At 63.7% G+C, this 9,298-nt stretch carries 9 protein-coding genes; 4 read left to right on the forward strand and 5 right to left on the reverse strand.

Annotated elements, in window-relative coordinates; translation table 11 throughout:
- Positions 1-511 (forward strand): mechanosensitive ion channel family protein (locus PspCFBP13509_RS31135; protein WP_242001118.1); only part of this gene is annotated, 511 nt, incomplete at its 5' end.
- A 244-nt stretch (positions 512-755) separates the two neighbouring features.
- Here PspCFBP13509_RS31135 and PspCFBP13509_RS31140 read toward each other — a convergent pair.
- The 5 genes from PspCFBP13509_RS31140 to PspCFBP13509_RS31160 form a co-directional block, all read right to left on the reverse strand.
- Positions 756-977, reverse strand: coding sequence for an MbtH family protein (locus tag PspCFBP13509_RS31140; protein ID WP_027603905.1), 222 nt, complete (start codon positions 975-977; stop codon positions 756-758).
- An 82-nt stretch (positions 978-1,059) separates the two neighbouring features.
- Positions 1,060-2,454 (reverse strand): aspartate aminotransferase family protein, encoded by a 1,395-nt coding sequence (locus tag PspCFBP13509_RS31145; protein ID WP_065927231.1) that lies wholly within the window; start codon positions 2,452-2,454, stop codon positions 1,060-1,062.
- Between the two features lie 166 nt (positions 2,455-2,620).
- The gene (locus tag PspCFBP13509_RS31150) at positions 2,621-3,388 is read right to left on the reverse strand and encodes an N-acetylmuramoyl-L-alanine amidase (protein ID WP_137213188.1); all 768 of its coding nucleotides are present in this window, start codon (positions 3,386-3,388) and stop codon (positions 2,621-2,623) included.
- A gap of 123 nt (positions 3,389-3,511) precedes the next feature.
- Positions 3,512-4,834, reverse strand: a complete 1,323-nt coding sequence (locus PspCFBP13509_RS31155; protein WP_065927229.1) for an ATP-binding protein — start codon at positions 4,832-4,834, stop codon at positions 3,512-3,514.
- A complete protein-coding gene (locus PspCFBP13509_RS31160) occupies positions 4,831-5,511 on the reverse strand; it encodes a response regulator (RefSeq protein WP_065927228.1) in 681 nt (226 codons plus the stop codon). The genes PspCFBP13509_RS31155 and PspCFBP13509_RS31160 overlap by 4 nt, the downstream gene beginning before the upstream one ends.
- 176 nt (positions 5,512-5,687) lie before the next feature.
- Between PspCFBP13509_RS31160 and dsbD the strand changes: the two genes are divergently transcribed.
- From dsbD to dsbG, 3 genes are read left to right on the forward strand one after another with little or no spacing between them, the layout of a single operon-like run.
- Positions 5,688-7,415: a protein-disulfide reductase DsbD gene (dsbD, locus tag PspCFBP13509_RS31165; protein WP_137213189.1), complete on the forward strand. Its 1,728-nt coding sequence runs from the start codon at positions 5,688-5,690 to the stop codon at positions 7,413-7,415.
- Positions 7,415-8,266 (forward strand): TlpA disulfide reductase family protein, encoded by an 852-nt coding sequence (locus tag PspCFBP13509_RS31170; protein WP_065927226.1) that lies wholly within the window; start codon positions 7,415-7,417, stop codon positions 8,264-8,266. The genes dsbD and PspCFBP13509_RS31170 overlap by 1 nt, the downstream gene beginning before the upstream one ends.
- Positions 8,242-9,003, forward strand: coding sequence for a thiol:disulfide interchange protein DsbG (dsbG, locus tag PspCFBP13509_RS31175; protein WP_065948620.1), 762 nt, complete (start codon positions 8,242-8,244; stop codon positions 9,001-9,003). The genes PspCFBP13509_RS31170 and dsbG overlap by 25 nt, the downstream gene beginning before the upstream one ends.
- The last annotated feature ends 295 nt before the right edge of the window (positions 9,004-9,298 follow it).

Genomic DNA, 9,298 nt, shown 5'->3' on the forward strand with positions numbered 1-9,298 from the left:
ACTCGGTGTATCAGACATAACTCAGCGGCTGGTTTTGGGGCTGCTTCGCAGCCCAGCGCGGGGCAAGCCCGCTCACCACAACAAGCCCGCTCGCGACATTGACGGCATCGTGCACACCATCCCGTTCAGCGAGATCAAGAGCATCAAGAACTACTCGCGGGAGTTCGGCTACGCGATCTTCCGGGTGGCGATCCCCTACAACATGGAAATCGACGATGCGATCAAGCTGATGCGCGATGTCGGCCAGAAAATGCGTAACGATCCGCTGCAACGCCGCAATATCTGGTCGCCGCTGGAGATCCAGGGGGTGGAAAGCTTCGAGTCGGGCAGTGCGATCCTGCGCGCGCGGTTCAAGACGGCGCCGATCAAGCAGTGGGAAGTGTCGCGGGCGTTCAACCTGTCACTGAAGCGGCATCTGGATGACGCCGGTCTGGACCTGGCCACGCCGCGCTTGAGTGTGCAAGTGGTGACGGGGGCTGCGGCGGGGTTGGAGAAGGACAAGAACGCGTAAGGTCATGGCGAATGTGATGAGCTTTTTGTGGTTTGTGGTGAGCTTTTGTGGTGAGCGGGCTTGCCCCGCGCTGGGCTGCGAAGCAGCCCCACTCAAGAAGCACTCGGTGTATCAGACATAACTCAGCGGCTGGTTTTGGGGCTGCTTCGCAGCCCAGCGCGGGGCAAGCCCGCTCACCACAACAAGCCCGCTCGCCACAACAGGCCCGCCCACCACGACAGGCCGGCCTACTGCAGGTTTTGCGTCAGGCCAGCGTTGCGCCGTCCATCTTCTGGCGCAGGCTCAACGGACGCATATCGGTCCAGGTTTCTTCGATGTAGGCCAGGCACTCTTTCTTCAGGCCGCTCTTGCCCACGGTGCGCCAGCCTTCCGGCACGGCCTTGTAGTCGGGCCAGATGGAATACTGTTCTTCATGGTTGACCACTACCTGAAACAGGATGTCGTCGCGGTCAAATACTGAGGTCATTGCTGTTCTCCATCGCTCAAAGGCTGGCTGCGCACCATGCGCAGCGCTGATATCTGTAGAAACGTACCAACACGCCAAAAAATTAGAGGCTGGCGACGGCTGCCGCCAGGGCGCGCCCGAAGATCTCGGCCACGCGGTCGATCTCGGCGGCGGTGATCACCAGTGGCGGCAGGAAGCGCACCACGCTGCCATGCCGGCCGCCCAGCTCGAGGATCAGGCCGCGCTTGAGGCATTCACGCTGTACCAGCGGTGCCAGTTGGCGATGCACCGGCGGGTGGCCCTGGATATCCAGGGCGCCGTCCGGGTCCACCAGTTCCACACCGAGCATCAGCCCGCGCCCGCGAATATCCCCCAGGTGCGGGTAGTCACGCTGCAGGATGCGCAGGTGTTCGCCCAGGCGCTCGCCCATGACGGTCGCATGGCCGGCCAGGTCGTGCTCCTTGAGGTAGCGCATCACCGCCGAACCGGCCGCCATGGCCATCTGATTGCCACGGAATGTCCCGGCATGGGCGCCCGGCAGCCAGGTGTCGAGCCAGTCGCGATACACCACCACCGCCAACGGCAGGCTGCCGCCGATGGCCTTGGACATCACCACCACATCCGGAATGATGCCGGCGTGTTCGAAGGCAAACATCTTGCCGGTACGGCCGAAACCGCTCTGGATCTCATCGACGATCAACGCCACGCCGGCCTGCGCGGTGATGCGCCGCAGGCCGCGCAGCCAGTCGAGATCGGCCGGGATCACCCCGCCCTCGCCCTGCACCACCTCGACAATCACCGCCGCCGGCAGCAACACCCCGGCTTCCGGGTCGTTGAGCAGGTTTTCCAGGTAATGCAGGTTGACCCGCACGCCTTCTGCGCCGCCGAGACCGAACGGGCAACGGTAGTCGTAAGGGAATGGCAAAAACTGCACGCCATTGCCGAGCAAGGCACCCAAGGGTTTTTTCGGCCCCAGGCTGCCCATCAGGCTCAACGCGCCCTGGCTCATGCCGTGATAACCGCCCTGGAACGACAGCACCGTGCTGCGCCCCGTGGCAGTACGCACCAATTTCAATGCTGCTTCCACGGCATCGGTACCGGTGGGGCCGCAGAACTGGATCTTGGCTTCCCGCGCCAGCTCCGCCGGCAGCAGGCCGAACAGGTCCTGCACAAACTGGTCCTTGACCGGAGTGGTCAGGTCCAGGGTGTGCAACGGCAGTTCGTCGCTCAGCACTTGCTGGATGGCCTGGATCACCACCGGGTGGTTGTGCCCCAACGCCAGGGTGCCGGCGCCGGCCAGGCAATCGATGAAACTGCGGCCCTCCACGTCTTCCACGTAGATCCCCTTGGCGCGCTTGAGCGCCAGGGGAATGCGCCGTGGGTAACTGCGGGCGTTGGATTCCTGCTGGCGCTGGCGGGCCAGCAGCGGGCTTTCGTCGAACTGATAAAGCGTTTCATGCACCTGGGTATCTTCGATACGGCTGGTAGCGACTGACATCTCTCGATCCCTCAATACGCGGATGATGGTGACCAAACTGCCGATCCGTTGGCGTCTGGCCCAAGGGCATGCGCACGGATTTCCTGTTCTGGAAACGCACCAGCTTCAATCGGATTTAGGGGCTGTTGTCGGTAACTGATGCATGAAGATCCAAATATGCCGGGCTTTACAGTCCGCGGTACTTTTCATTCAGGGCATACAGGATCGCGCAGGTCTCGGCATCCAACACACCACAATAATCCCGCGCCCGAAAGTGCATCTGAAACGCCCGGGTGCGCTGCTCGAACGCCTGGCGATTCTGCGCCGGCTTATAGCCATAGCGCTGAAATGCCCGCTCCACCTCCACTTCAGGCGGCAGCCCGACACAAAACCGGCGCTGGTACATGGCCCGCGTCGACTCGTCGAACCACGCCCCGACTCCCGCCTCGAACAAACCGCGCCACGGCAGGCGCGGTCCCGGATCGCTCTTGCGCCAGTACGCCACGTCCGAGTGCCCGAGAATGTCGGCCGGCCCGATCTGCGGGTAACGCCCAAGGATGTCGCGAAGCAATGCAATCAACACCGCCACCTGCTCCTGGCCGTACGCTGGAAAGGTGAATACGCCCCCGTCATCCCGGGCCAGGTTGACAATCTCGATGCCGATCGCCCGACTGTTGAGGTTATCGCGCCCCGCCCAGTGACTCGCCCCGGCATGCCAGGCGCGCTGGTTTTCGTGCACCAGGCGAAACACGCGCAACTCGTCATACCCGGCGGCGCGGTAGCCGGGCTCATGGGGATCTGGCAGCAGGTAATGCGCGCTGATCCCGTTCCGGGTCAGGGTGCGCAAGGAGGACGCGAACGGCGCCGCGGTGTAATGCAGGATCACCTGCCGCACGGGTTCGCCGTGACGTTCGTTGAAATCCCTGGCGGGGAAACTGGTATCGATGACCAACATAAGAACCGTCCTTTTCAATACAGGCCGAGTCTTTCGGCCCGTTCAAGCGCAAAAAAATTACCGCCATCCTGAAGGCTTGCACTTCAAGCGGGCGGTAACTATTTGGCTTGTGAAAAAACGCGGTCAGCGTCGCAACGGCATGCCCAGGTCAACGCGCAGGCCATCCACCTGGCTATCGAACGTCAACGAGCAGGAACAGCGCTGCACGATCGCCTGCACGATCGCCAGGCCCAGGCCACAGCCCTCGCTGTTGCCATTGCGCCAGAAGCGTTGGGTGAGGTATTGCAGGTCTTCGGGGGAGATCTGCTTGCCGTGGTCGCGCACGCGGAAGATCACGTGATCGGCGGCGGTGAACACACTGAGCTCCACCCGTGTGTCTGCGGGTGTATGGCGCAGGGCGTTGTCCAGCAGGTTGCGCAGGGCCGCGACCGCCAGGCCCACCGGCATGTCCACCGGGGTTTCGCTGAGGTTGTCCGCCAGGTTCAGGTCGATACGCCCATTATCGCCGGCATTCGCGTCCTGGATCGCCAGCCGCGCGACTTCCTCGGCGCTGGACTGCAAGCCATCGTCGAATGACAGGCTGCCTTCCACCCGCGCCAACAGCAGCAATTGCTCCAGGGTGCGATGCAAGCGGTCGGCGCCCTCCTCGGCGTGGGCCAGGGATTGGTCGCGGGCCGCGCCCTCGGTCATGCGCGCCACTTGCAGGTGGGTCTTGATCGCCGTCAGCGGGCTGCGCAGCTCGTGGGCGGCGTCGCCGGTGAGGCGGCGTTCGCGCTCGATGGTCTTGGCGATGCGTTGCAGCAGTTGGTTCTGGGTGTCGAGCAGCGGCTTGAGTTCGCTGGGCAATGGGTGGATCTGCAACGGTTCGAGGGAATCGGCACTGCGGCGCATCAGCGCGTCACGCATGCGGTTGAGCGGCAGCAGGCTCTGGCCGATGCCCAGCCACAACAGGCACAGGCAACCGAGCATCGCCACGCCCACCGGCACCGAGGCGGCGAGCAGGATCGACAGGTTCAGCGCCTCGCGCTCCACCTGGCGGTCGGCGGTGGTGATCAACAGGTCGCCACGGGACAGGGTAAAACTGCGCCATCCCACGCCATCGATGACTTGGTCACGAAAGCCGCTCTTGCGCGACTCCAGGCCCTCATCCGGCGTGGTATGGCTGCGGGCGAGGATTTCCCCGCGCAAGGAGCTGACCTGGCAGGCCATGCCCCCCGGCACATTCAGTTGCTCGGCACTGAAATGCGCGCCGCCGCTGACACTGGCCAGGCCCGGCATCTGCTCGGTCAGGCCCGCCACCATGCGCGCCGACGCCACCAGGCGCTGGTCGAGGGAAAACATCATCTGGTTGCGCAGGTCGTTAAGCATCCAGGCCGCCGCCAGGGCCCAGATCAGCACAAACGCGGCGCCGAGCTTGAACGTCAGGCGCAGGCGCAGACTTTTCACGAAGCATTTTCTCCGTCATCTGCCGGGCCGAGGCGATAACCCAGGCCGCGTACGGTCTCGACGATGCCATTGCCCAACTTGCGCCGCAGGTGATGGATATGCACGTTGAGGGCGTTGCTTTCCAGTTCATCGTTGAAGCCGTAGACGCTGTCCTTGAGTTGCTCGCTGGACAGCACCCGGCCCTTGTTGTGCAACAGCGCCTGCAACAGCGCCTGTTCACGTCGGGACAGGTCCACCGGCTGGCCGCCCAACAGGGTTTCGCGACTGCTCGGGTCGTAGGTCAGCCGGCCGTGCTCGATCAGGTTGACGCTGCGCCCCGCCATCCGGCGCAGCAGGGTTTGCAGGCGTGCGGCCAATTCGCGCAGGTCGAAGGGTTTGAGCAGGTAGTCATCGGCACCGGCTTGCAGGCCGTCGACGCGGTTGGTCACCGAGTCCCGCGCGGTAAGGATCAGCACCGGAATCTCCAGGCCCTGGCTGCGCAGCTGTTGCAGCAGCTTGAGGCCGTCTTCGTCGGGCAGGCCGAGGTCGAGCACCATGATGTCGAAGGTCGCCGCCTTGAGCATCGCGCGCGCAGCGGCAGCCGTGGCCACGCGCTCGACTGTAAAGCCCTGGGCACCGAGGCCGGCCACGATGCCGCTGGCGATCAGTTCGTCGTCTTCACAGACCAGTACGTGCATGCTGAACCCTTCATGAAAGATGGGGGGATTAAAAGTGCAGCGGATTAAGCGCAGATTATGCCGTGAAAAGATGCAAGCTCAGATAATCCCTACACTTTAGAATAGCGCCCGGTTAATCATCGGTTAATCAACGCCACACATTGTGTGCCTCACTTGCATCGAACTAAGGCTTGACCATGCGGCATCTGTTTACCTTTCTGCTGGTGTTATTCGCGGGGTTCGCCCAGGCCGCGCCGGGCAATCCGTTTGAGACCAAAGCCGATTTCCTCCCGGTGGGCAAGGCCTTCACCTTTACCTCCGAACGTCTTGAAAGTGGCGAGACCCAGCTGTATTGGCAGATTGCCGACGGTTATTACCTGTACAAGCAGCGCATGAAGTTCGATGGCCTGGCCGAAAAGCCCGTGCTGCCGCAAGGCGAAGCCCATAGCGACGAGTTCTTTGGCGAGCAGGAAGTGTATCGCCAGGGCCTGGAAGTGAAGATTCCCGCCGGTGTCACCGGCCAGGTCAAGCTCGGCTGGCAGGGCTGCGCCGATGCGGGGCTGTGCTATCCGCCGCAGTCGATCAGCGTAGACCTGGGCGGCAACCCCGCCGTTGCGGCCACCGCCGAAGCCCAGGACCAGAGCCTGGCCAGCGGCCTGCAACAACGCAGCCTGGGCTGGAGCCTGCTGGTGTTCTTCGGCCTGGGCCTGCTGCTGGCGTTTGCCCCGTGTTCGTTGCCGATGCTGCCGATCCTCGCCGGCCTGGTGGTGGGCAGTGGCGCCAGCCCGCGTCGCGGCTTTGCCCTGGCCGGCAGCTACGTGGTGTGCATGGCGCTGGTGTATGCGGCGCTCGGTGTACTCGCCGCCCTGCTCGGCGCCAACCTCGCGGCGCTGTTGCAAACCCCGTGGATCCTCGGCAGCTTCGCCGCCTTGTTCGTGATCCTCGCCCTGCCGATGTTCGGCTTCTTCGAACTGCAACTGCCCGTGGCCTTGCGCGATCGCCTGGATAACGTCAGCCGCAACCAGAGCGGCGGCAGCCTGGTCGGCGCCGGGGTGCTCGGCGCGCTGTCCGGCCTGCTGGTGGGGCCGTGCATGACCGCGCCCCTGGCCGGTGCATTGCTGTACATCGCCCAGAGCGGCAATGCCCTGCACGGCGGCCTGATCCTGTTCGCCATGGGCATCGGCATTGGCGTGCCGCTGCTGTTGCTGGTGACCGTGGGCAACCGTTTCCTGCCCAAGCCGGGCACCTGGATGAATGTGCTCAAGGGCATCTTCGGCTTCCTGTTCTTGGCCACCGCCGTGCTGATGATTCGCCCGGTGATCGACGAAAGCCTGTGGCTCGGCCTGTGGGGCGTGCTGGCCATGTCCATGGCCTATTGCGGCTGGCGCCTGGCCCAGGATTTCGGGCGGGTCGCCATGCTGTTCGGCGCCGGTTCCGTGGTCGTGGGGGTGTGGGGCGGCCTGCTGCTGGTGGGTGCGGCGGGTGGCAGCGATGACCTGTGGCAACCGTTGAAGGTCTACAGTGGCTCGCGGACCACCGCCGCACCCACCGCCCACGAAGCCTTCATGACCATCAATGACCCCGGCGTGCTGCAACGCCAGCTCGACAGCGCCAAGGCCCAGGGCCAATGGGTGCTGCTGGACTACTACGCCGACTGGTGCGTGTCGTGCAAGATCATGGAAAAACAGGTGTTCGGCAAACCCGAAGTGCTCGACGCGCTGAAGGATGTACGCCTGCTACGCCTCGACGTCACCGCCGACAATGCCGCCAGCCGCGCACTGCTGGGCCGCTACCAGGTGCCGGGACCGCCCAGCTTCGTGTGGATCGGCCCTGACGGTGAGGAACGCCGCGCCCAGCGCATCACCGGCGAAGTGGATGCCGCCGCTTTCCTGCAACGCTGGACTCAAGCCCGGGACGCCCTCTGATGCTGACCCTGACCATCGGCACCTTCGCCATCGCCCTGAATCACATCCTGCTGATCAGCGCGTTGATTCTCGCCACCCTGGTGGGTTGGCGCGTGGCCAAGCGTGGCGGTGAAAATCCGGAATCGGTGCTGTTCAGCCTGTTCCTGCTGGGCATGCTGGCGGCCCGCGTCAGCTTCGTGCTGATGTACTGGAGTTACTACAGCAACGACTGGCTGCAGATGGTCGACCTGCGCGACGGCGGTTTTCTCGCCTGGCCCGGTATCGTCGCCCTGATCCTCGGTGCACTGCTCTATGGCTGGCGTCGCCCGGCGCTGCGCAAGCCCCTGAGCGCCGGGGTCATCACCGGGCTGGTGTTCTGGGGCATGACCAGCCTGTCCTTGAGCGTGTATGAAAAAGGCACACGCCTGCCGGACATCACCTTGCGCAACGCCAATGGCGAAGTGGTGCAACTGGCGGATTACCAGGGCGGTCCGCTGGTGATCAACCTGTGGGCCACCTGGTGCCCGCCGTGCCGCCGCGAAATGCCGGTGCTGGAAAACGCCCAGCGCATGCGCCCCGACGTGACCTTCCTGTTCGTCAACCAGGCCGAAAGCATGCAAAGCGTCAGCACCTTCCTCGCCACCCAGGGCCTGACCCTCGACAACGTGTTGTTCGACGCCAGCGGCCGCCTCGGCCAGGCCGTGGGCTCCATGGCCCTGCCCACCACGCTGTTCTACCAAGCCGACGGGCGCCTGATCAACAGCCACCTGGGCGAGTTGTCCCAGGCCAGCCTGGCCCGTGCCATGGAACCCTTCGACACCGCCCCTGCCGCCACAAGGAAACCGACATGCCTCGCCTCCGCCACCTGCTGACCCTGCTGCCGCTGACACTGGCGGCTACCCTGGCCCAGGCCGAAGACTGGCCGGCACCGATCAAACAGATCGAAGCCAAAGGCGCCAAAATCCTCGGCAAGTTCGACGCCCCCAGCGGCCTCACCGGCTACGCCGCGCAATACCAGAACCGCGGCATGGCGCTGTACCTGACCGCCGACGGCAAGAGCGTGATCGCCGGCAACCTGTACGACGCCCAGGGCAATGACCTGAGCAGCGCGCCCCTGGAAAAACTGGTGTACGCGCCGATGGCCAAGGAAGTCTGGGCCAAAATGGAAAAAAGCAGCTGGATCCAGGACGGCGACAAAAACGCCCCGCGCGTCGTCTACCTGTTCAGCGACCCCAACTGCCCGTACTGCAACATGTTCTGGGAACAGGCGCGGCCATGGGTAAAAGCCGGCAAGGTGCAGTTGCGCCACATCATGGTCGGCATCATCCGCGAAGACAGCGCCGCCAAGTCGGCCGCCCTGTTCGCCGCCAAGGACCCGCAAAAGGCCCTGGAAGAACATGAAGCCGCCGGCAAGGGCAGCAAATTGCAGGCGCTGGCCAAGATCCCGGCGGACATCGAAGCCAAGCTCGATGCCAATATGAAGTTGATGGATGAGCTGGAACTGTCGGCGACGCCGGCGATTTTCTACCTGGATGACAAGGGCGGCTTGCAGCAACAGCAAGGGGCGCCGTCGCCGGAGAAGTTGGCGAAGATTATGGGGCCGAAGTAAGCGGCGCCTGGTCTGACGCCATCGGGGCATGGGTATCTACACAACTTTCAGGCTGAAAAATCTCTTTGTGGTGAGGGAGCTTGTTTCCGTGGCGGCCTTTGGGCCGACCATGTCGTTGGATTTGACCGAGTACATATCCGTTGCTGCGGTAACGGCGGCTATGGGTTCCGCCCTTACGGCGGGTCACTTTGGAAAAGCCCCAAAGTAACCATGGACTTGTTCCCTCAAAACGTACGCCATGAAGTGAGTGTTAAGCAGTTTGCTTCAGTTGCTTTGCGTAGTCATTAGGTGAGCT

Source organism: Pseudomonas sp. CFBP13509 (genome assembly GCF_005233485.1).
In the GTDB taxonomy this organism is placed as follows: domain Bacteria; phylum Pseudomonadota; class Gammaproteobacteria; order Pseudomonadales; family Pseudomonadaceae; genus Aquipseudomonas; species Aquipseudomonas marginalis.

Excerpts from the sequence above, each read along its gene's own strand:
- dsbD (WP_137213189.1), top strand. The coding sequence starts at position 5,688 with ATGCGGCATCTGTTTACCTTTCTGCTGGTGTTATTCGCGGGGTTCGCC.
- PspCFBP13509_RS31140 (WP_027603905.1), bottom strand. The coding sequence starts at position 977 with ATGACCTCAGTATTTGACCGCGACGACATCCTGTTTCAGGTAGTGGTC.
- dsbG (WP_065948620.1), top strand. The coding sequence starts at position 8,242 with ATGCCTCGCCTCCGCCACCTGCTGACCCTGCTGCCGCTGACACTGGCG.
- PspCFBP13509_RS31145 (WP_065927231.1), bottom strand. The coding sequence starts at position 2,454 with ATGTCAGTCGCTACCAGCCGTATCGAAGATACCCAGGTGCATGAAACG.
- PspCFBP13509_RS31170 (WP_065927226.1), top strand. The coding sequence starts at position 7,415 with ATGCTGACCCTGACCATCGGCACCTTCGCCATCGCCCTGAATCACATC.
- PspCFBP13509_RS31160 (WP_065927228.1), bottom strand. The coding sequence starts at position 5,511 with ATGCACGTACTGGTCTGTGAAGACGACGAACTGATCGCCAGCGGCATC.
- PspCFBP13509_RS31150 (WP_137213188.1), bottom strand. The coding sequence starts at position 3,388 with ATGTTGGTCATCGATACCAGTTTCCCCGCCAGGGATTTCAACGAACGT.